The 19,321-nt window shown below is 72.3% G+C and carries 19 protein-coding genes; 7 read left to right on the top strand and 12 right to left on the bottom strand.

Going from position 1 to position 19,321, the window contains the following annotated elements; translation table 11 throughout:
• Positions 1 to 95: 95 nt before the first annotated feature.
• Complete coding sequence (locus ABZ990_RS03595) at positions 96 to 1,712, top strand: iron ABC transporter permease (protein WP_361225068.1); 1,617 nt, start codon at positions 96 to 98, stop codon at positions 1,710 to 1,712.
• Positions 1,712 to 2,731, top strand: a complete 1,020-nt coding sequence (locus ABZ990_RS03590) for an ABC transporter ATP-binding protein (RefSeq protein WP_361224638.1) — start codon at positions 1,712 to 1,714, stop codon at positions 2,729 to 2,731. The genes ABZ990_RS03595 and ABZ990_RS03590 overlap by 1 nt, the downstream gene beginning before the upstream one ends.
• A 17-nt stretch (positions 2,732 to 2,748) precedes the next feature.
• On the opposite strand, the gene ABZ990_RS03585 is transcribed toward ABZ990_RS03590, so the two are convergent.
• From ABZ990_RS03585 to ABZ990_RS03565, 5 genes are all read right to left on the bottom strand, one after another.
• A complete protein-coding gene (locus tag ABZ990_RS03585; protein WP_361224635.1) occupies positions 2,749 to 3,765 on the bottom strand; it encodes a hypothetical protein in 1,017 nt (338 codons plus the stop codon).
• 67 nt (positions 3,766 to 3,832) lie between these two features.
• Positions 3,833 to 4,924 carry a hypothetical protein gene (locus ABZ990_RS03580; protein WP_361224632.1) on the bottom strand — a complete coding sequence of 364 codons (1,092 nt, stop codon included), beginning with the start codon at positions 4,922 to 4,924 and terminating at the stop codon, positions 3,833 to 3,835.
• Entirely contained in the window at positions 4,906 to 5,646 is a 741-nt protein-coding gene (locus tag ABZ990_RS03575) for an ATP-binding cassette domain-containing protein (RefSeq protein WP_361224629.1), read from the bottom strand. Before ABZ990_RS03575 ends, ABZ990_RS03580 begins: the two co-directional genes overlap by 19 nt.
• A 310-nt stretch (positions 5,647 to 5,956) precedes the next feature.
• Positions 5,957 to 7,345 (bottom strand): aspartate aminotransferase family protein, encoded by a 1,389-nt coding sequence (locus ABZ990_RS03570; RefSeq protein WP_361224627.1) that lies wholly within the window; start codon positions 7,343 to 7,345, stop codon positions 5,957 to 5,959.
• The gene (locus tag ABZ990_RS03565; RefSeq protein WP_361225065.1) at positions 7,330 to 7,836 is read right to left on the bottom strand and encodes an Lrp/AsnC family transcriptional regulator; all 507 of its coding nucleotides are present in this window, start codon (positions 7,834 to 7,836) and stop codon (positions 7,330 to 7,332) included. The genes ABZ990_RS03570 and ABZ990_RS03565 overlap by 16 nt, the downstream gene beginning before the upstream one ends.
• Positions 7,837 to 8,028: 192 nt before the next feature.
• Here ABZ990_RS03565 and ABZ990_RS03560 point away from each other — a divergent pair, with 192 nt between their 5' ends.
• The 4 genes from ABZ990_RS03560 (at position 8,029) to ABZ990_RS03545 (ending at position 11,847) form a co-directional block, all read left to right on the top strand.
• Complete coding sequence (locus ABZ990_RS03560) at positions 8,029 to 9,465, top strand: gamma-aminobutyraldehyde dehydrogenase (RefSeq protein ID WP_361224624.1); 1,437 nt, start codon at positions 8,029 to 8,031, stop codon at positions 9,463 to 9,465.
• A 168-nt stretch (positions 9,466 to 9,633) separates the two neighbouring features.
• The gene (locus ABZ990_RS03555; protein ID WP_361225062.1) at positions 9,634 to 10,797 is read left to right on the top strand and encodes a spermidine/putrescine ABC transporter substrate-binding protein; all 1,164 of its coding nucleotides are present in this window, start codon (positions 9,634 to 9,636) and stop codon (positions 10,795 to 10,797) included.
• Positions 10,794 to 11,186 (top strand): hypothetical protein, encoded by a 393-nt coding sequence (locus tag ABZ990_RS03550; protein ID WP_361224622.1) that lies wholly within the window; start codon positions 10,794 to 10,796, stop codon positions 11,184 to 11,186. Before ABZ990_RS03555 ends, ABZ990_RS03550 begins: the two co-directional genes overlap by 4 nt.
• Positions 11,187 to 11,295: 109 nt before the next feature.
• Positions 11,296 to 11,847: a hypothetical protein gene (locus ABZ990_RS03545; RefSeq protein ID WP_361224620.1), complete on the top strand. Its 552-nt coding sequence runs from the start codon at positions 11,296 to 11,298 to the stop codon at positions 11,845 to 11,847.
• Here the strand turns inward: ABZ990_RS03545 and ABZ990_RS03540 are convergent.
• The 6 genes from ABZ990_RS03540 to ABZ990_RS03515 form a co-directional block, all read right to left on the bottom strand.
• Positions 11,813 to 13,021: a serine hydrolase domain-containing protein gene (locus tag ABZ990_RS03540; RefSeq protein ID WP_361224617.1), complete on the bottom strand. Its 1,209-nt coding sequence runs from the start codon at positions 13,019 to 13,021 to the stop codon at positions 11,813 to 11,815. The genes ABZ990_RS03545 and ABZ990_RS03540 overlap by 35 nt on opposite strands.
• Before the next feature lie 99 nt (positions 13,022 to 13,120).
• A complete protein-coding gene (locus ABZ990_RS03535) occupies positions 13,121 to 13,840 on the bottom strand; it encodes a response regulator transcription factor (protein WP_361224614.1) in 720 nt (239 codons plus the stop codon).
• The gene (locus ABZ990_RS03530; protein ID WP_361225060.1) at positions 13,837 to 14,979 is read right to left on the bottom strand and encodes a histidine kinase; all 1,143 of its coding nucleotides are present in this window, start codon (positions 14,977 to 14,979) and stop codon (positions 13,837 to 13,839) included. Before ABZ990_RS03530 ends, ABZ990_RS03535 begins: the two co-directional genes overlap by 4 nt.
• Positions 14,980 to 15,038: 59 nt before the next feature.
• Entirely contained in the window at positions 15,039 to 15,818 is a 780-nt protein-coding gene (locus tag ABZ990_RS03525; protein ID WP_361224611.1) for an SAM-dependent methyltransferase, read from the bottom strand.
• Positions 15,815 to 16,504, bottom strand: coding sequence for a glycerophosphodiester phosphodiesterase (locus ABZ990_RS03520; protein WP_361224608.1), 690 nt, complete (start codon positions 16,502 to 16,504; stop codon positions 15,815 to 15,817). The genes ABZ990_RS03525 and ABZ990_RS03520 overlap by 4 nt, the downstream gene beginning before the upstream one ends.
• A 129-nt stretch (positions 16,505 to 16,633) precedes the next feature.
• On the bottom strand, positions 16,634 to 17,662 hold the full coding sequence (locus tag ABZ990_RS03515) for an adenosine deaminase (RefSeq protein WP_361224605.1): 1,029 nt from the start codon (positions 17,660 to 17,662) through the stop codon (positions 16,634 to 16,636).
• Positions 17,663 to 17,735: 73 nt separating this feature from the next.
• Between ABZ990_RS03515 and ABZ990_RS03510 the strand changes: the two genes are divergently transcribed.
• Positions 17,736 to 18,440 carry a DUF4190 domain-containing protein gene (locus ABZ990_RS03510; protein WP_361224602.1) on the top strand — a complete coding sequence of 235 codons (705 nt, stop codon included), beginning with the start codon at positions 17,736 to 17,738 and terminating at the stop codon, positions 18,438 to 18,440.
• A gap of 178 nt (positions 18,441 to 18,618) precedes the next feature.
• Here ABZ990_RS03510 and ABZ990_RS03505 read toward each other — a convergent pair whose 3' ends face one another.
• Complete coding sequence (locus ABZ990_RS03505; RefSeq protein ID WP_361224600.1) at positions 18,619 to 19,173, bottom strand: NADAR family protein; 555 nt, start codon at positions 19,171 to 19,173, stop codon at positions 18,619 to 18,621.
• Positions 19,174 to 19,321: the final 148 nt, after the last annotated feature.

Here is a 19,321-nt window from a genome sequence, read left to right as displayed (position 1 = left end):
AGGCTCCGGCGGCCCCGGAGATTCCGGTCACCCCCACCGCCCCGGCGAGCCCGGGGCGCGGGGGCGGTGGGGGCAACGCGGCGCGGCTCGGGCTGATGCTGCTGCCCGTCGCGTTCTTCGCGCTGTTCTTCGCCTGGCCCGTCGCCTCCATCGTGGGGCGCGGGCTCCGGCCGGACGGCGCGTGGGCGTTCGGCGGGTTCGGCGAGACGCTGACCCGGCCGGAGATCCTCGACGTGCTGTGGTTCACGCTGTGGCAGGCCGTCGCCTCCACGGCGCTCACCCTGCTCGTCGCGCTGCCCGGCGCGTATGTGTTCGCACGGCTCGAATTCCCCGGCAAACGGCTGCTGCGCGCCGTCGTCACCGTGCCGTTCGTGCTGCCGACCGTGATGGTGGGGACGGCGTTCCTCGCTCTGGCCGGCCGGCGCGGACTGCTCGACGAGCTGTGGGGCCTGCGGCTCGACAACGGGGTGTGGGCGATCCTCCTCGCCCATGTCTTCTTCAACTACGCGGTCGTCGTCCGCACCGTCGGCGGTCTGTGGGCGCAGCTCGACCCGCGCCAGGAGGAGGCCGCGCGGGTTCTCGGCGCGTCCCGGTTCGGGGCCTGGCGGAGGGTGACCCTGCCCGCGCTCGGACCGGCCGTCGCCTCCGCCGCGCTCATGGTGTTCCTGTTCACGGCGAGTTCCTTCGGCATCGTGCAGATCCTCGGCGGCCCCGCGTACTCGACGCTGGAGACCGAGATCTACCGGCAGACCGCCGACCGGCTCCAGCTGTCCACGGCCGCCGTCCTCACCCTCGTGCAGTTCGCGGCCGTCGGCACGATCCTCGCCGTGCACGCCCGGATGGTGCGGCGCCGGGAGACCGCGCTGCGGCTGGTCCCGGCGGAGCGGACCGCGCGCCGGCCGCGCGGCGCCGGGCAGCGGGCGCTGCTCGGCGGCGTCCTGCTGTCGGTGGCGCTGCTGATCCTCGCCCCGCTCGCCGTTCTCGTCGAGCGTTCCTTCGCCACCCCGGACGGGTACGGGCTCGACTACTACCGGGCGCTGCAGTCCGTCGACGACAGCGGCACCTTCCTCGTGCCGATGACCGACACTCTCGTCAACTCCCTCCAGTACGCGCTCGCCGCGACCGCGATCGCCGTCGCCATCGGCGGTCTCGCCGCCGCCGCGCTCACCCGGCGCGGCTCCGGGCGCCTGGTGCGCGGCTTCGACGCGCTGCTGATGCTGCCTCTCGGGGTGTCCGCCGTGACCGTCGGCTTCGGGTTCCTCATCACCCTGGACGAGCCGCCGCTGGATCTGCGGGCCAGCTGGATCCTCGTCCCGCTCGCGCAGGCGCTGGTCGGGGTGCCGTTCGTCGTACGGATCATGCTGCCGGTGCTGCGGGCCGTGGACGACCGGCTGCGGGAGGCCGCCGCCGTGCTCGGGGCGTCGCCGTGGCGGGCGTGGCGCGAGGTCGATCTGCCGCTGGTGCGGCGGGCGCTGCTGATCGCCGCCGGGTTCGCGTTCGCGGTGTCGCTCGGCGAGTTCGGCGCGACGGTGTTCATCGCCCGCCCCGACAACCCGACCCTGCCGGTCGCCGTGGCCCGGCTGCTCGGCCGGCCCGGCGACCTCAACTACGGCCAGGCCATGGCCCTTTCGACGATCCTGATGGTGGTGTGCGCGGTGTCCCTGCTGCTGCTCGAACGGCTGCGCTCCGACCGGACGACGGGGGAGTTCTGATGCTGACGCTCGCCGGTGCGACGGTACGGTTCGGCGGCCGGGCCGTCCTCGACGCGGTCGACCTGGAGGTCGCCGAGCACGAGATCGTGTGTGTGCTCGGGCCCAGCGGCAGCGGCAAGTCGACGCTGCTGCGGGCCGTCGCCGGACTCCAGCCGCTGGACGGCGGGCGGGTCCTGCTCGGCGGCGTCGACCAGACGGCGGTGCCCACGCACCGGCGCGGTGTGGGCCTGATGTTCCAGGACCACCAGCTGTTCCCGCAGCGCGACGTCGCCGGCAACGTCGCCTTCGGGCTGCGGATGCGCGGGGTGGCGAAGGGTGAACAGGCCGCCCGGGTCGAGGAGTTGCTCGACCTCGTCGGTCTGCCCGGCGCCGGTCGGCGTGCTGTGTCCGCGCTCTCCGGTGGCGAACAGCAGCGCGTGGCCCTCGCCCGCGCCCTCGCGCCCCGCCCTCGGCTGCTCATGCTCGACGAACCGCTCGGCCAGCTCGACCGAGGTCTGCGCGAACGGCTGGTCGTCGAACTGCGCGCGCTCTTCGGTACGTTGGGGACGACCGTGCTCGCCGTCACCCACGACCAGGGCGAGGCGTTCGCGCTCGCCGACCGGATCGTCGTCATGCGCGACGGACGGATCGCCCAGTCCGGCACCCCGCTCGACGTATGGCGGGCGCCGGCGGACGAGTTCGTCGCCCGCTTCCTCGGCTTCGACAACATCGTCCCCGCCACGGTCACCGGCGCCGCCGCCGACACCGTCTGGGGCAAGATCCCCGTCCCCGACGGCTCCCCGCAGGGCGAACGGCACCTCCTCGTCCGCCCCGCCGGCGTCCGCCTCGCCCCGCCCGGCGACGGCCTCGCCTGCCGGGTCACCGCCCGCACCTTCCGGGGCACCCGGGTCGCCGTCACCCTCCGGCCGACCGAAGGCCCGCCGCTGGAGGCCGAGTTCGGCCTGCGGGACGCGCCGGACCAAGGCGCGGAGACGGGCGTGGTGTTCGAGGCGGAGGACGTGGTGATTCTCGGCGGGTGACGGCCGGCCACCGGGCGCTACCACCACCAGGGGTGCGTCGACCGAAGCTCGTCGTACAGCGCGCGCAGCCACGGCTGCCGGACCTCCGGCAGCCGGGACAGCGTGCGAAAGAACACGCGGTAGTCGATGGCGAAGAGCCACCCGGGGCGGTCGGGCACGGGGTAGTCGTCCCGCAGCACCCCGCCCGGCAGGACGCCCGTCGCGGGCAGCGGTGAGGTCTCCCCCGGCAGCGCGAGGCAGGCCCAGACCCCGTCGGGCAGCGGTACGGGCAGCGCGCCGCCGGCGGCGTCGGGCGCGCCGGCCGGGACGAGCGCGATGTCCAGGTTCCCGTCGGCCGGCACTCCCGGTCCGGCCACCCCCACCCGGCGCGCGGGCCCGTCCGACGGGAGCAACGCCTCGACCACTCGCGCGAACATCAGCTCGGCGTACCCGCCCGGCAGTTCCACCCGGTCACCCCCGGAGGCGGCCAGCAGATGGGCGAGCGCCGCTCCCGCCGCGCCCGACCAGCGGTCGCTCCACCCGCCGCCGGGGCTCTCCGGCGGGAGGGGGATGAAGACGGGGGCCGGGGCGGGGCGTCCGGTCGGCACCCGGCGTACCGCGTCCGGCTCCATCCAGACCGCCTGCCACATCCCGCAGTCGTCCTCCCGGGACGCCACCAGGGATCCGCACGCGGCGCACGCCATGTTCGGCTTCTCCCCGGCGCACATCCCCAGGCACGAGTCGCCGGAGTGCTCGGGTATCAGCACGGTGCCGCGGGTGTCGCCCGGCGCGATCAGGATCCGGCCCGCCGGGCCGAACGACACCGAGCGGACCGGCGCGAAGACCCCCTGGGCCTCGGCATCCGCCTTCTCGACGTCCGCCCAGAGACGGTAGGGAAAGCCCGACGGCAGGGGATCCACGGCGTACGTCCCCGGCTCCATCAGCGGCGGCATGGCATCGTGCCCGTAACCGCCATGGGCCTCCGGCGGAAGCGGGACCCGTGCGACCGGCGCCGTCAGCGCGGCCCCGCACTTCGTACACTCGAACACATCCATCGCCGTGGATTCTGCCCCGCGCGGGCCCGGGCCCGCGCGGGATTTTCCATGGTCGGAGCCGTGCCCGCTACCGCCGCAGCGGCGCCGCCGCCAGCGTCCCCACCACCCACGTCAGCGGGACGAAGACCGCGAGCAGCACGCCCGCCCGCAGCAGCGCCGTCGTCCGCAGCATCGAGGCCGGGGCGCCGAGGCGGAGCAGGGCGGCGGTGGTGCGGGCGCGGGAGCGGCGGGATTCGAGGGCCGCGGTCACCAGGGTCGCCGTGGTGCAGCCGACGACCAGCACCGCGCCCAGCCAGGTGAGCGGGCCGAAGACCGCCCCTCCGTAGTACGCGGCCGCCGCCACCCCGGCCGAGCCGACCGCGCTCAGGATTCCGAGCGGGCGGCCGATGCGGTGGGCCTCGGTCATCAGGACGCGTCCGGCGAGCAGCCGCAGCGCGCCCGGACGGAGCGTCTGGAGCAGCCGGCCGCACCCGTGGACGAGTGCGGGGCCCGTCATGGCCAGGCCGATCGCCGTGAGGAACCATCCGATGAACACACCACCGTCCTCGCCGCGCGCCGCGTAGGTCTCCACGGCGAGTCCACCGGTGAGCAGCGCCACGCCCCAGGGCAGCCCGGCGGTGGCGGAGCGGCCGGTGGCGGGGGGCGCGGGCCGGTTCGGGCGGAGCGCGAGTCCGGCCGCGGTGGCGGCGGTGAGGGGGACGAGGGCGAGCAGGGTGAGCGTGGCGGCCAGTGGCATCGGTTTGCCCGCGGCGAGCAGTCCGGACGCGGCGCCGTCGAAGGGGAGGCCGGTGATGTCGCCGCGCAGATGCAGGAACAGGAGGAGGGCCAGCAGGGAGCCGAGGGTGCAGGAGACGGCCGTGGAGGTGGCGGCGACCGCGGTGAGCCGGCCGGGGCCGAGACCGATCGCGGACAGGCCGGGCCGGGGCCGGGTGCTCGGGTCGGTACGGGCCACGGCCACCGCCAGCTGCGTGGTGGCGACGAGCGGCGGCAGGCACCACAGCAGCCGCAGCGCGGCGTCCGAGGAGCGGGCGGGGTGGCCGACCGCGTACCCGAGGGCGCACAGCAGCAGGAAACCGACGCCCGCGGCGGCGGTGGCGACCAGCAGACGGCGCAGCTGGACGAGCGGGTGGGCCCCGCGGACTAGACGGAGAGCGAGCACGCGGTGACGCCCTCCGCCCCGTTGGCCGGTGCCGGGGTGCCGACGCGTCGTCCGTCGCGGAGCGCGATCGTACGGTCGGCGAGGGCGGCGACGCCGAGGTCGTGGGTCGCCAGGAGCACGGTGATGCCGTGTGTGCGGGCCGCGGCGGTGAGGGTGCGCAGCACCTGTGCGGCGTCGCCGCTGTACAGGGTGGCGGTCGGCTCGTCCGCGAACAGCACGTCGGGGGTGGTGATCAGGGCCCGGGCGGTGGCGATCCGCTGGCACTGCGCGGGAGTGAGGGCGTGCGGACGGCTGCGGGCCGAGGCGCCGATGTCGAGGCGCTCCAGCCATTCGGCCGCGGCGGTCTTGGCGGCGCGGCGGGGGACACCGCGCAGCATCAGCGGCAGGGCGGTGTTCTCCCAGGCGGTGAGTTCGGGCACCAGGCCGGGTTCGGTGCCGATCCAGCCGAAGCGGTCCCGGTGGAGCAGGTCGCGCTGGACCCGGTTCATGGTGTGCACGGGCACGCTGTTGAACCAGACCTCGCCCTCCTGGGCGACCTGCTGCCCGGACAGGCAGCGCAGCAGGGTGGTCTTGCCGCTGCCGCGCGGTCCGACGACGGCGAGGATCTCGCCCTCGCGCACGTTGACGCTGACGCCGGTGAGCACATCGGTCGCGCCCTGGCGGCCGCCCAGGGTGCAGCGCAGGGAACGCGCCCAGAGCACGTCGTTGTCCGGTGGGGCCATCGTGTACACCTCGATGTCGGAGCCAGTCGGTGCCGGTCTGCGCCGGTCGGTGCCGTGGGTGGGCACCCCCCCGGTACGGGGAACGACCGGGCGGGCCGGTGGGTCACCGGGGTGGGGAGCACCCCGGGGCCGGGCCCCGGGCCAGGGCACCGCTTCGCACCGTAGGGACTGGGATCGGGTGGTACGGACAGCACACGGCCCGGACCCGCCGTCATCCACTCGGATGGCGGCAGGTCCGGGCCGGGGTGTCACGCCGTGAGGGCGGCGTGGCGCGCGTGGGACCGAGGCGAGCCCGGTCCGGGACCTTCGCTTACAGCTTGGTCCAGGCCTCCGTCAGCGTGGCGCGGAGGATCTGCTCGATCTCGTCGAACGTCGACTGGTCCGAGATGAGCGGCGGGGCCAGCTGGATGACCGGGTCGCCTCGGTCGTCGGCACGGCAGTACAGACCGTTCTCGAAGAGCGCCTTGGAGAGGAAGCCGTACAGGACGCGCTCGGTCTCCTCCGCGTTGAAGGACTCCTTGGTGTTCTTGTCCTTCACCAGCTCGATGCCGTAGAAGAAGCCGTTGCCGCGGACGTCGCCGACGATCGGCAGGTCGTGCAGCTTCTGCAGCGTGGAGAGGAAGTTGCCCTCGTTGTCGAGGACGTGCTGGTTCAGCTTCTCCCGCTCGAACAGGTCGAGGTTGGCGAGGCCGACCGCGGCGGAGACCGGGTGGCCGCCGAAGGTGTAGCCGTGCAGGAAGGTGTTGTCGCCCTTGTAGAACGGCTCGGCGAGCCGGTCGGAGACGATGCACGCGCCGATCGGGGAGTAGCCCGAGGTCATGCCCTTCGCGCAGGTGATCATGTCCGGCACGTAGCCGAACTTGTCGCAGGCGAAGGTGGTGCCGAGGCGGCCGAAGGCGCAGATGACCTCGTCGGAGACGAGCAGCACGTCGTACTTGTCGCAGATCTCGCGGACCCGCTGGAAGTACCCGGGCGGCGGCGGGAAGCAGCCGCCGGCGTTCTGCACCGGCTCCAGGAAGACGGCGGCGACGGTGTCGGGGCCCTCGAACAGGATCTCCTGCTCGATCTGGTCGGCGGCCCAGCGGCCGAAGGCCTCCGGGTCGTCGCCGAACAGCGGCGCGCGGTAGATGTTGGTGTTCGGCACCTTGTGCGCGCCGGGGACCAGCGGCTCGAAGGGGGCCTTCAGGCCGGGCAGACCGGTGATGGACAGGGCGCCCTGCGGGGTGCCGTGGTAGGCGACCGCACGCGAGATGACCTTGTACTTGGTGGGCTTGCCCATCAGCTTGAAGTACTGCTTGGCGAGCTTCCACGCGGTCTCGACGGCCTCGCCGCCACCGGTGGTGAAGAAGACCTTGTTGAGGTCGCCCGGGGCCTCGTGGGCGAGGCGCTCGGCCAGCTCGACGGCCTTGGGGTGGGCGTACGACCACACCGGGAAGAACGCGAGCTCCTCGGCCTGCTTGCGCGCGACCTCGGCCAGCTCCTTGCGGCCGTGGCCGGCCTGCACCACGAACAGGCCGGCGAGGCCGTCGAGGTACTTCTTGCCCTTGTCGTCGAAGATGTAGGTGCCCTCACCGCGGACGATGGTGGGGACGGGGTTGTTCTCGTACGACGACATGCGGGTGAAGTGCATCCACAGGTGGTCGTAGGCGGACTTGGAGAGGTCGCTGCGGGAGTTGCTCACGGCTATCGGGTTCCCCACATATAGGTCTGCTTCTTGAGCTTCAGGTAGACGAAGCTCTCGGTGGAGCGCACCCCGGGGAGGGTGCGGATGCGTCTGTTGATCACATCCAGGAGGTGGTCGTCGTCCTCGCAGACGATCTCCACCATCAGGTCGAACGAGCCCGCGGTCATCACCACGTACTGGCATTCGGCCATGGCCGTCAGCGCCTCGGCAACCGGATCAAGGTCACCCTCGACGTGCACGCCGACCATCGCCTGCCGCCGGAATCCCACGGTGAGCGGGTCGGTGACGGCGACGATCTGCATGACGTTCTGGTCGAGCAGCTTCTGAACGCGCTGCCGTACGGCGGCCTCGGACAGGCCCACGGCCTTGCCTATGGCGGCGTACGGACGGCGGCCGTCCTCCTGGAGCTGTTCGATGATCGCCAGGGAGACGGCATCGATCGTCGGGGACGAACCGGTTCCGGTTCTCGAGTCTGCGCTACGACTGGCCACGTCCTCACTGTGCACCGAACCGCGCGGTCTGGCAACCCCAAACTGATGAAATTCGTTGTCTTGAGGGTCATCGGGCACTGAATCCGTAGGTACTGGGCGTTGGGTCTGTTGAAAGCGACAGTGGACCGACTAGGCTTCGTCCATCCCGCCCAACGGGACACCGCACGAAGGCGTGCGGGGTACGGAACGTGACAGGAGGGGTGGCCAGTGACCACCGAGCTGCGCCGGCTGCGTAACTACATCAACGGGGAGTTCCGGGACGCGGCGGACGGCCGCACCATCGAGGTGACCAACCCCGCCACCGGCGAGGTGTACGCCACCTCCCCGCTGTCCGGCCAGGCCGACGTCGACGCCGCCATGGAGGCCGCCGCGGCCGCCTTCCCCGCCTGGCGCGACACCACGCCCGCCGAGCGCCAGAAGGTCCTGCTGAAGATCGCGGACGCCTTCGAGGAGCGGGCCGACGAACTCGTCGCCGCCGAGGTCGAGAACACCGGCAAGCCGGTCGCCCTCACCGCGAGCGAAGAAGTACCGCCGATGGTGGACCAGATCCGCTTCTTCGCGGGTGCCGCCCGGATGCTGGAGGGCCGCTCCGCCGGCGAGTACATGGAGGGCATGACCTCCATCATCCGCCGCGAGCCGGTCGGCGTCTGCGCGCAGGTCGCGCCGTGGAACTACCCGATGATGATGGCCGTGTGGAAGTTCGCCCCGGCGCTCGCCGCGGGCAACACGGTCGTCCTCAAGCCCTCGGACACCACTCCCGCCTCGACGGTCCTCATCGCCGAGATCATCGGGCAGATCGTGCCCAAGGGCGTCTTCAACGTCGTCTGCGGCGACCGCGAGACCGGCCGCGCCATGGTCGAGCACCCGACCCCGGCGATGGCCTCCATCACCGGCTCGGTCCGGGCCGGCATGCAGGTCGCCGAGTCGGCGGCCAAGGACGTCAAGCGCGTCCACCTGGAGCTGGGCGGCAAGGCCCCGGTCGTGGTCTTCGAGGACACCGACATCGCCAAGGCCGTCGAGGACATCTCCGTCGCCGGCTTCTTCAACGCCGGCCAGGACTGCACCGCCGCCACCCGCGTGCTCGTCCACGAGTCCATCCACGACGAGTTCGTCGCCGCCCTCGCCAAGGCCGCCGCCGAGACGAAGACCGGCCAGCCGGACGACGAGGACGTGCTCTACGGCCCGCTGAACAACGCGAACCAGCTGAAGCAGGTCAGCGGCTTCATCGAGCGCCTCCCCGCCCACGCCAAGGTCGAGGCGGGCGGCCACCGGGTCGGCGACAAGGGCTACTTCTTCGCCCCGACCGTCGTCTCCGGCCTCAAGCAGGACGACGAGATCGTCCAGAACGAGGTCTTCGGCCCGGTCATCACGGTCCAGTCCTTCACCGACGAGGCCCAGGCCCTGGAGTTCGCCAACGGCGTCGAGTACGCCCTGGCCTCCTCCGTGTGGACCAAGGACCACGCGCGCGCCATGCGCATGTCCAAGGCGCTCGACTTCGGCTGTGTGTGGATCAACACCCACATCCCGCTCGTCGCCGAGATGCCGCACGGCGGATTCAAGAAGTCCGGTTACGGTAAGGACCTGTCGGCCTACGGCTTCGACGACTACACGCGCATCAAGCACGTCATGACGTCGCTCGGCTGAGCCGACCACCCCTCCCCAGGCCCCGCCTGGGGATCTCTGCCCCCGCGGCCCCGACACCCTGATCGACAGGGTGTCGGGGCCGCGCCCTTCGAGTCGACGGAGCGTCCATTGCCCCGCCTCGGCACCCGCCGTGAAGCTGTCCGCGTGACAGCGACCCTCAGGAAGACCATGCCCCGCCGCGCCCTGCTGCGGGGGATCGGCGGTACCGGCGCCGCGGCGCTCCTCGCCGGCTGCGGAGTGCCTCCGGCGTACGTCGCACCGGCCGACCGGGCCGGACGCGACCTGTCCGCCCGGGACCGGGTGCTGACCTTCGCCAACTGGCCCCTCTACATCGACACCGACGACAAGAACACGTCGAAGCGGCCCACCCTGGACGCCTTCGCCAAGCGCACCGGGATCTCCGTCCAGTACAAGGAGGAGATCAACGACAACGACGAGTTCTTCGGCAAGATCAGCCCCGCGCTGATGAACCACCAGGAGACCGGCCGCGACATCGTCGTCATCAGCGACTGGATGGCCGCCCGCTTCGTCCGCCTCGGCTGGGTCCAGGAGATGGACCGGGCGAAGCAGCCCAACGTCGCGAAGTACCTGGACCCGCTGCTGCGCACGCCCGCCTTCGACCAGGGCCGTACCCACTCGGTGCCCTGGCAGTCCGGGATCACCGGCATCGCGTACAACCGCAGGAAGCTCGGCCGGGAGATACGTTCCACCCAGGACCTGTGGGCGCCCGACCTGCGCGGCAAGGTCACCCTGCTGTCCGGGCTCGACGAGTCCTTCGCGCTGCTCATGCTGGGCGACGGAGCCGACGTCACCCGCTGGACCGGCGCCGACTTCGACCGGCTGTGCGACCGCATCGAGAAGCTCGTCCACACGAAGCACATCCGGCGCTTCACCGGCAACGACTACATCAAGGACCTGTCGACCGGCGACGTACTCGCCTGCCAGGCCTACTCCGGCGACATCATCCAGCTCCAGGCCGACAACCCCGACATCGAGTTCGTCGTGCCCGAGGAGGGCGCCGAACTGTGGGCGGAGTCGATGATGATCCCCAACCTGGCGCAGCACAAGGCCAACGCCGAGGCGCTGATCGACTACTACTACGAGCCCGAGGTCGCCGCCGAACTGGCCTCCTGGGTCAACTACGTGTGCCCCGTGCCCGCCGCCCGGGACGTCCTCGCCGACTCCGGCGACGAGGAACTGGCCGCGCTCGCCGAGGACCCGCTGATCTTCCCCGACGACGCGATGCGCAAGCGGCTGGCGATCGCCCGGGACATCACCGCCGAGGAGCGGGCCGTGTTCGCCAAGCGGTGGAACTCGATCGTCGGGCTGTGAGCTTCGAGGTCTTCGTCATGCGCCTCGCGGACGGCGGGGCCGTGCCGCTCGACCGGGCCGTCGTGCGCGAGGTGCTCGACCCGTGCACGGTGGCCCGGGACGGCGAGTCGCTCGTCGTCCGGACATCGGGCGGCGGGAAGGCCGAGGTGGCGGTGCGCGCCGACTGCGTCACCTTCCACCGGTTCGGCGGCGCCGGCGTCATGGACCTGCTCTCCGTACTCCTCGACCGCCTGGGCGCCGTCCTGGTCGTGCCCGGCGGCCCGTTCCTCGTCCACCGGGCGAGCGCCGCCGCCCAAGTCACGGCGGACATACGGGAGTCGAGCGGATGGCCGGTCGTGGTCGCGTCCGGTGGGGCGGCTCTGGAGCGGGGGATGCGCGGGGCGCCGTGAGTCGCGGCACGGGGTGATCGCCCGGTGCGCGACCGCCGTCCCGCACACCGTGGGACGGAAGATCGCCACCCACTTTTGAACATGTTCATGAGAGGCGTACGCTGCCTTCATGAGCGACACGAACGGGCCTCGGGCCCTTCTCACGCGCATTCGCGTCTGGCTGGTCGTCTTCATCGTCTGTCTGGTGCTCAGCGGGGCCACCGCGTTCCCGCTGGTCACCGAACTCCGCCTGGTCGACGAGGCGTTGGCCTCCTGGGCCGCTCCGCTCGGCGACGCCTTCCCCGGTCTCGCCGAGTGGATCGCCCGGGTCCGCACGGGCATCGAGGGAACCGACGCCGAAGCCCCCTACATGCTGTACGGCACCGACTGGCTGGCCTTCGCCCACCTCGTCATCGCCGTCGCCTTCTACGGCCCCTACCGCGACCCCGTCCGCAACATCTGGATCATCGAGTTCGGCATGATCGCCTGCGTCGGCGTCATCCCGCTCGCCCTGATCTGCGGACCGGTCCGCGGCATCCCCTTCTGGTGGTCGGTCATCGACATGGCGTTCGGCGTGTTCGGCATCCTGCCGCTGCTCGTCGTACGCCGCCAGATCAAGCGCCTCGAAGCACTGACCGGCCCCGCCGTCACGACGACGGCGCACCGAACGTCGCCAGCATGAGGCCCATCGCCACCCGGTTCATGTCCTGGCCCTTCGCGTCCGTGGAGTTGACGCTGTAGACCAGGGTCCGCGCGCCGTCGCGGGTCGAGGCGATGGCCGTGTTGTAGCCCCAGCGGCCACCGGTCTTGCCCCACACCTCGCGCCCGCCCAGGACCTTCATCGACAGGCCGGCGGAGAACGCCGCCGGCTCGCCGGACGTGTGGTCCGCCACCTTCGGCAGGGTGAACATCTCCTCCAGGAGCGGCCCGCGCACCACCCGGCCCGCGAACAGGGCCCGGGTGAAACGCTCCAGATCGGCCGTCGTCGAGATCAGGTCCCCGGCCGCCCAGCCGTCCGTCGGGCTCCACACCGTCACGTCCCGCAGTCTCTCGGTCCCGTCCTCCAGACGCATCGTCTGGTAACCGTGGTTGTGCGGCCCCTTGATCAGCGGGCTGGTGCCCGGGGAGTAGGTGTTCCGCAGGCCGAGCGGGTGCAGGACACGGGTCTTCAGCTGGTGCTCGTACGAGTCGCCCGTCACCCGCTCCACGATCAGGGCGGCGATCGTGTAGCCGATGTTCAGGTAGTGCTGCTCCGTGCCGGGCGCGAACTCGCGCGGCTGCGAGGTCGCCGACCGCACCATGGCGCGCGGGTCGCGGATCTCCATCCGGTTCTCGTACCACTCCTCGACGGTGTCGCCGGGCGTCTGGGCCGCCGGGATGCCATGGGTGTGGTTGAGGAGCTGACGTACCGTCACCGTCCCGTAGCTCGCGGGGATCAGGTCCGGGAGGTACGCGCGGGCCGGGCGGTCCAGATCGATCCGGCCCTCGGACGCCAGCTGGAGGACCACCGCCGCCGTGAACACCTTCGTCACCGAGCCGGCCCGGAAGCGGGCGTCCGGATCGGCCGGGCGGCCCGACTCCAGGTCGTGGACCCCCGCCGAGCCCCGCCAGACACCCTCGGTGCCGCCGACCCGGACCAGTGCGGCCGTCGCGTCCTTCGACGGCAGTCCGGCGATCACCTTCGCGAGCACCGGCCCGGCGGGGTCAGAAACCTGGGTGCTGTGGGTGCTGTGGGTGCTGTGGGCGGTGGCGGCGGGAGCCGGGCCGGCGGCCGCGGCGGGGAAGGCCACCGGGCCGGCCGCGATGCCCACGGCCACGGCCGCGGTGAGCAGGGTGCGGATTCGGATGCCACGCATGAAGGTCAACTCCTGAAGGGAAAGCCGTCGTTGTCGATGGCTCCATCCTGTCGACCCGCGGCGCCGAGCGGATCGCCCGCACCGGCGGTCCTCACCGCCCTATCGGCTCGCCCGCCCGGGGGAGGAACCCGCGCCCCCGCCTCCCCCGACCGGGGGATCGCCCGCCGTGACCAGGCCCGTCTCGTACGCGCAGATCACCGCCTGGATCCGGTCCCGCAGCCCCAACTTGGCCAGCACCTGGCCCACATGCGTCTTCACCGTGTGGCCGCTGACCGTCAGCTCCGCCGCGATCTCCGCGTTCGACAGCCCCCGCGCGAGCAGCACCAGCGTCTCCCGCTCCCGTACGGTCAGCACCGACAGGCGCTCGTCGTCCCGCCCCGGGCCGCCCTGCCGGGGAGCCGCCGCCGTGTACTGCTCCACCAGCCGCCGGGCCACCGACGGCGCGAGCAGCGACTCGCCCGCCGCGACCACCCGGACCGCGTGCACCAGATCGTCCCGCCGTACGTCCTTCAGCAGGAACCCGCTGGCCCCCGCGTGCAGCGCCTCGTACACATACGCGTCGGTGTCGAAGGTCGTCAGCATCACCGTCCGGCAGTCCGTCTCCGCGCTGATCGCCCGGCAGGCCTCGATGCCGTCCATCCGGGGCATCCGGATGTCGAGCAGCGCCACGTCCGGGCGCAGCCGCCGCACCGCCTCCAGCGCCTCCGCCCCGTCCCCGACCTCCGCGACGACCTCGATGTCCTCCTGCATGCCGAGGATCAGCGCGAACCCGCTGCGCACCAGCTCCTGGTCGTCCGCCACCACCACCCGGACCGTCATCCCGCCTCCAAAGGAAGAACCACCCGCACCTCGAACCCCCGCCCGTCCGGCCCCGGACCGGCCGCCGCCCAGCCGCCGTGCGCCGCCGCCCGCTCGCGCACCCCGGTCAGGCCGTGCCCGCCGGACGCCTCGCCGCCGCGCGGCCCGCGCCCGTCGTCCGTCACCCGCACCGCGAGGTCCTTCGGCCCGTAATCGAGCCGCACCCGCACCGACCGGGCCCGGGCGTGCTTGACCACATTGGTCAGCGCCTCCTGGACGATCCGGAACACGGTCGCCTCCAACGCCGCCGGCAGCGGCCGCTCGGCGCCCTCCACCGCGTACCCCACGTCGAGACCGCCGCCCCGTACCCGCGCGAGCAGCTCCGGCAGTTCACCGAGCCCCGGCTGCGGCGCACGCGGCGGCACGGCGGACGAGGCGGCTCCGTCCCGCGGGCCCTCCTCGCGCAACACGCCCAGCATGCTTCGCAGTTGGACCATCGCGTCCCGGCCCGCCGCCGAGATCGCCTCGAACGCCGCCTCCGCGCGCTCCGGCGCCACCCGTACCGCCACCGGACCCGCCTCCGCCTGCACGATCATCAGGCTCACCGCGTGCGACAGGATGTCGTGCATCTCCCGTGCGATGCGGGCCCGTTCACGGGCGGTCGCCCGCTCCGCCGCCGCCCGCTGCTCCCGCTGCCGGGCGTCCGCGAGACGGCCGAACGCGTAAGCCGCGCCGAACACGAAGAGGGAGAAGGTCAGTTCACGCAGCTCCTGGGTGTTGAGCCACACCGACACCGGCACCGCGAGCGTGACGATCAGCGCTGCCGCGTACCGCACGCGGGGCGGCGACAGCATGGCGATCGTGTACAGACAGACCAGGACCGTGTACGGCAGCGGCTGCCCCGGCCCCTCCAGCGCGAGCCGGTAGAGCCCGCTTGTCGCAAGCACCGCGACGAGCACCGTGAACGGCGCCCGCCGCCGCCAGATCAGCGGCACCGCGGTCAGCGTCGTCAGCCCGTACGCCGGCCAGGTCGCCGGCGACAGCTCGGGCGGGCGCGGCACCACGAACGGCATCGTCATCGCCGCCTGCACGAGCAGCGCGATCCCGGCGTCCAGCACCCACGGATGCGCCGCACCCCACGCGGCGAGCCTCCGCCGCATCCCGTTCAGGCCCCGCGCCTCCCACCAGGCCCGTATCCGTACCGTCCCCCCGTCGCGCATTACGGCTTGCGGCCCACCGCGCCGTACTGCGCCACGTCCGCCGCCTTCGGCGCGCCCCAGCGCGCGCACGACACCAGGCCCGGCTCCAGCAGGTCGAGACCCTCGAAGAAGGAGGCGACGTCCGCCCGGCCGCGGGCCTTGATCGGCGGGGTCGCGTTGGCGTTCCAGAACGCCATCGCCGCCGCGTTCGCCTCGCCGCCCACCTCGGGGTCCTCCGTCGGATGCGTCAGCGCGAGATAGCTGCCCGAGGGCACCGCCGCCATCACCGTCCGCACGATCGAGCGCGCCTCGTCCGTGTCCGGGACGAAGTTGAGGATGCCCAGCATCAGCACCGCGACCGGCCGGGAGAAGTCCAGCGTCTTGCCCGCCGCCTCGATGATCCCTCGCGGGTCGCGGGCGTCGGCGTCCACGTACTCCGTGGCACCCTCGGCCGACCCGGTCAGCAGCGCCCGCGCGTGCGTCAGCACGATCGGGTCGTTGTCGACGTAGACGATCCGCGAGTCCGGGGCCACCCGCTGGGCCACCTCGTGGGTGTTGTCGACGGTCGGCAGTCCCGTGCCGATGTCGAGGAACTGGCGCACCCCGGCCTCGGCGGCGAGACGCGTCACCACCCGCCCCAGGAACGCCCGGTCCGCACGCGCCACCGCGCCGATGCTCGGGTGCAGCGACGTCACCTGGTCGCCGACCGCCCGGTCCACCGGATAGTTGTCCTTGCCGCCCAGCCAGTAGTTCCACACGCGGGCGTTGTGCGCGATGTCGGTGCGGATCCTGTCGTTCATGTGCGGCCCTTTCGCAGTACGGCGGCGAGGGCGTCGACCCGATTGGTGGTGATCGAATCGACCCCGTTCATGATCAGCTTACGCATGCTCCGTTTCGTGTCCGGGGTCCATACCGAGACCAGCAGTCCGTCCCGGTGGACACGGGCGACCAAGTCCGGACCGACCAGCCCGAAACGGTAGTTGAGCCATTTCGGACGCAGCGCGTCGAGCAGCACCGGGCGCGGCGGGGCGAGCGAATTCCAGGTCAGCGCGATCTCCGCGCCCGGCTCCACCGCCCGCACCCGCAGCATCGCCGCGCCGCCCGCGCAGTACGCCACCCGCTCGCGCGCCCCGCACTCGGCGACCGTGCCGGCGACCGCGCGGACCGTCCGCTCGTCGCCGCCCGGCAGATCGAGCAGCAGCCGCCGCTCCCCGGCGGCGGCCAGCGCCTCGCGCAGCGTCGGCACCCCGTCGAAGGTCAGCTCCGCCAACTCGTCCGCCGTGACCGAGTCCAGCGGCCGGTCGTGCCCCCACAGCCGCTTCAGGGTCGTGTCGTGCAGCAGCACCGGGACACCGTCCCGGGTCAGCCGGACATCGACCTCCACGGTGTCCGCGCTGCGGGCGAAGGCGGAGCGGACCGAGGCGAGGGTGTTCTCACGGGCGCGGTACGGATCACCGCGATGACCTACGACAGTGACGGGCTGCATACCCCTCATTGTGCGGGCCCGCCCGGCGACGCGACGGGCCCGCCCGGAGATCCGGACGGGCCCGCGCTTCCCGAGTGCTCCTCGGTATTCCTCGGTGCTCCTCGGTGTTCCTTGGTCTTCTTCGTACGGTTACCGGCCCGCGAGCCACGTCTCCGTGTACGTGTCGATCTCCCCGGCCAGCCGCGCCTTGCCGGCCTCGTCCAGGAACGACGCCTCCACCGCGTTCTTCGCCAGCGCGCCGAGCCCCCGCTCGTCCAGCTCCAGGAGCCGGGCGGCGACCGCGTACTCGTGGTTCAGGTCCGTACCGAACATCGGCGGGTCGTCGCTGTTGATGGTGACGAGCACCCCGGCGTCCACCATCCGCCGCAGCGGGTGGTTCTCCATCCGGTCCACGGCGCGCGTCGCGATGTTCGACGTCGGGCACACCTCCAGCGCGATCCGCTGATCCGCCAGATACGCGAGCAGCTCCGGGTCCCGGGCCGCGCTCGTACCGTGACCGATCCGCTCCGCGCCCAGCAGCCGCACCGCGTCCCAGACCGTCTCCGGCCCGGTCGTCTCGCCCGCGTGCGGCACCGACCGCAGCCCCTCCGCCCGCGCGCGGTCGAAGAACGGCTTGAACTGCGGGCGCGGCACACCGATCTCCGGGCCGCCGAGCCCGAAGGACACCAGGCCCTCCGGCCGCCGGTCCAGCGCGAGCCGCGCCGTCTCCTCCGCCGACACCAGACCCGCCTCGCCCGGGATGTCGAAGCACCAGCGCAGCAGGACGCCCAGTTCGGTCTCGGCCGCCTTGCGGGCGTCCTCGATCGCCTCCATGAACGCGAACTCGTCGATCCCGCGCCGCACCGAGCTGTACGGGGTGATGGTCAGCTCCGCGTAGCGGATGTTCTGCCGCGCCATGTCCCGGGCCACCTCGAACGTCAGCAGCCGGACGTCCTCCGGGGTGCGGACCAGGTCCACCACCGACAGGTACACGTCGATGAAGTGCGCGAAGTCCGTGAACGTGAAGTACTCGCGCAGCGCCTCCGGATCCGCCGGGACCCGGGAGTCCGCGTGGCGGGCCGCGAGCTCGGCCACGATCCGGGGCGAGGCGGAGCCCACGTGGTGCACGTGCAGCTCGGCCTTCGGGAGCCCGGCGATGAAGGAAGAGAGGTCGGTCATCGGATCATCGTAGGCCCGACCCGGGCGTAAGCGCCGGACACGTAGCATGACGGGACCACGATGGGGGAGGCCCATGTCCGAGAACAACGACACTCCGGTGGACCCGTGGGCTCCGCCGAACCGCGACGGTGTCGAACTGAACAAGCCCGCCGGCCCGCCCGCGCAGGACATATCCGGCCCGCCGGCGCCGGACGTGTCCGGCCCGCCGTCGGTGCACGACCAGCAGACCATGGCCTCGGGGGTGGAACTTCCGCCGCCGCCCGTGGCACCGGGCGGGAGCTACGGCTACCCGGCCGCCGCCACCACGCCTCCGGCCGGGACGACCCCGCCCGGAGGCACGACACCGCCGGGCGCGCCCACCGGATACGGCTATCCGGCGCCGCCGCCCACGTACCCGGGCGCCGGCTACGGGACGACGCCCGGCTACCCGGCGTACGGCAACCAGCCCGGCTGGGGGCCCGCTCCGTCCAACGGCCAGGGCACGGCCTCGATGGTGCTCGGCATCATCGCGGTCGCGGGCTTCTGCTTCTGGGGCCTCGGCCTCGTGCTCGGCATCCTGGCCCTGATCTTCGGCATCATCGGCCTCAAGAAGGCCAAGCGCGGCGAGGCGACCAACCGCGGCATGGCGATCGCGGGCATCGTGCTCGGTTCGATCGGCGCCCTGCTCAGCGCCCTGTTCCTGGCCGCGATGATCTTCTCGCTCACGACCTACGACTTCTCGGAGGTCGACTCGGAGCAGGGGGACTCGTCGGAGGTCGTGCTCCAGGTCGAGCAGTGAGCACCGGCGTACCCCGGTACGCGACGACGCACTGACCGACCGACCGACCGACCGACTGACCGGCAGACGGACGCGCGGGGCGGCCTTCCCGCCCCGCGCGTCCGTCGTCGCGTCGGTCCGTCGTCGTCCGTCCTCGTTTGTCGCCGTATCCGGGGTCCGGGGTCCGGAGTCCGGGGTCTCACCCCAGCCGCTCCCGCGCCTCCATCAGCGCGAAGCCCAGCAGATTCAGCCCCCGCCACCGCTCCGGGTCCCTCGCCCGCGGGTCGTCGGCGGCCAGGCCGATGCCCCAGATCCGGTCCATGGGGCTGGCCTCCACCAGGACCCGCTTCCCGGTGCCCACCAGGAACGCGCGCAGCGCCGGGTCCGAGCCGAACTTGTGCGTGCTGCCCGCCACGACGATGCCGAAGCGCTCCCGCTCCCAGACGGCGCCGTCGAAGCCGCGCACCAGCCGGCCCGCCTTCTTCGCCTCTGCGGGGGTACGGGCGGCCAGCGCCGCCTCCTCCGCTTCGCGATCCCCGAAAAGCCTCGCCTTTTTGGCCATCATCCAATGCTCGGCCGTGGCATAGCGCACGCCGTCGACCACGAACGGTGACGGCCACCATTGGCTGAGACAACTCGCCCCCAACTCGCCGTCGGGGCGCGGGCGATGGCCCCAGAAATGCAGCCATTTGACCCGGTCGCCGCCCGCTTCCATGGCGCTGACCTGCTCCTTCAGTTCCTCAAGCGCTTTCATGCACGTCACTCTCGCAGGCGCCACTGACACTCCGTCCGGCAATTGCCCGCCGTTCTCGACACTTTGGTCGACAGATTCCGTCGAGTAACCAAAAGGCAACAACGGAATCCCTTGTTGGGCCTGGGGCGCTCTGCCAGGATCGGCATTC

The organism is Streptomyces sp. NPDC046203 (assembly GCF_040646255.1).
In the GTDB taxonomy this organism is placed as follows: domain Bacteria; phylum Actinomycetota; class Actinomycetes; order Streptomycetales; family Streptomycetaceae; genus Streptomyces.
This window is presented reverse-complemented; position numbering and strand designations above follow the sequence as displayed.

Excerpts from the sequence above, each read along its gene's own strand:
- ABZ990_RS03555 (WP_361225062.1), top strand. The coding sequence starts at position 9,634 with ATGCCCCGCCGCGCCCTGCTGCGGGGGATCGGCGGTACCGGCGCCGCG.
- ABZ990_RS03515 (WP_361224605.1), bottom strand. The coding sequence starts at position 17,662 with ATGACCGACCTCTCTTCCTTCATCGCCGGGCTCCCGAAGGCCGAGCTG.
- ABZ990_RS03510 (WP_361224602.1), top strand. The coding sequence starts at position 17,736 with ATGTCCGAGAACAACGACACTCCGGTGGACCCGTGGGCTCCGCCGAAC.
- ABZ990_RS03535 (WP_361224614.1), bottom strand. The coding sequence starts at position 13,840 with ATGACGGTCCGGGTGGTGGTGGCGGACGACCAGGAGCTGGTGCGCAGC.
- ABZ990_RS03540 (WP_361224617.1), bottom strand. The coding sequence starts at position 13,021 with ATGCGTGGCATCCGAATCCGCACCCTGCTCACCGCGGCCGTGGCCGTG.
- ABZ990_RS03585 (WP_361224635.1), bottom strand. The coding sequence starts at position 3,765 with ATGGATGTGTTCGAGTGTACGAAGTGCGGGGCCGCGCTGACGGCGCCG.
- ABZ990_RS03520 (WP_361224608.1), bottom strand. The coding sequence starts at position 16,504 with ATGCAGCCCGTCACTGTCGTAGGTCATCGCGGTGATCCGTACCGCGCC.
- ABZ990_RS03545 (WP_361224620.1), top strand. The coding sequence starts at position 11,296 with ATGAGCGACACGAACGGGCCTCGGGCCCTTCTCACGCGCATTCGCGTC.
- ABZ990_RS03530 (WP_361225060.1), bottom strand. The coding sequence starts at position 14,979 with ATGCGGCGGAGGCTCGCCGCGTGGGGTGCGGCGCATCCGTGGGTGCTG.
- ABZ990_RS03575 (WP_361224629.1), bottom strand. The coding sequence starts at position 5,646 with ATGGCCCCACCGGACAACGACGTGCTCTGGGCGCGTTCCCTGCGCTGC.
- ABZ990_RS03595 (WP_361225068.1), top strand. The coding sequence starts at position 96 with ATGCTGCTGCCCGTCGCGTTCTTCGCGCTGTTCTTCGCCTGGCCCGTC.
- ABZ990_RS03505 (WP_361224600.1), bottom strand. The coding sequence starts at position 19,173 with ATGAAAGCGCTTGAGGAACTGAAGGAGCAGGTCAGCGCCATGGAAGCG.
- ABZ990_RS03590 (WP_361224638.1), top strand. The coding sequence starts at position 1,712 with ATGCTGACGCTCGCCGGTGCGACGGTACGGTTCGGCGGCCGGGCCGTC.
- ABZ990_RS03525 (WP_361224611.1), bottom strand. The coding sequence starts at position 15,818 with ATGAACGACAGGATCCGCACCGACATCGCGCACAACGCCCGCGTGTGG.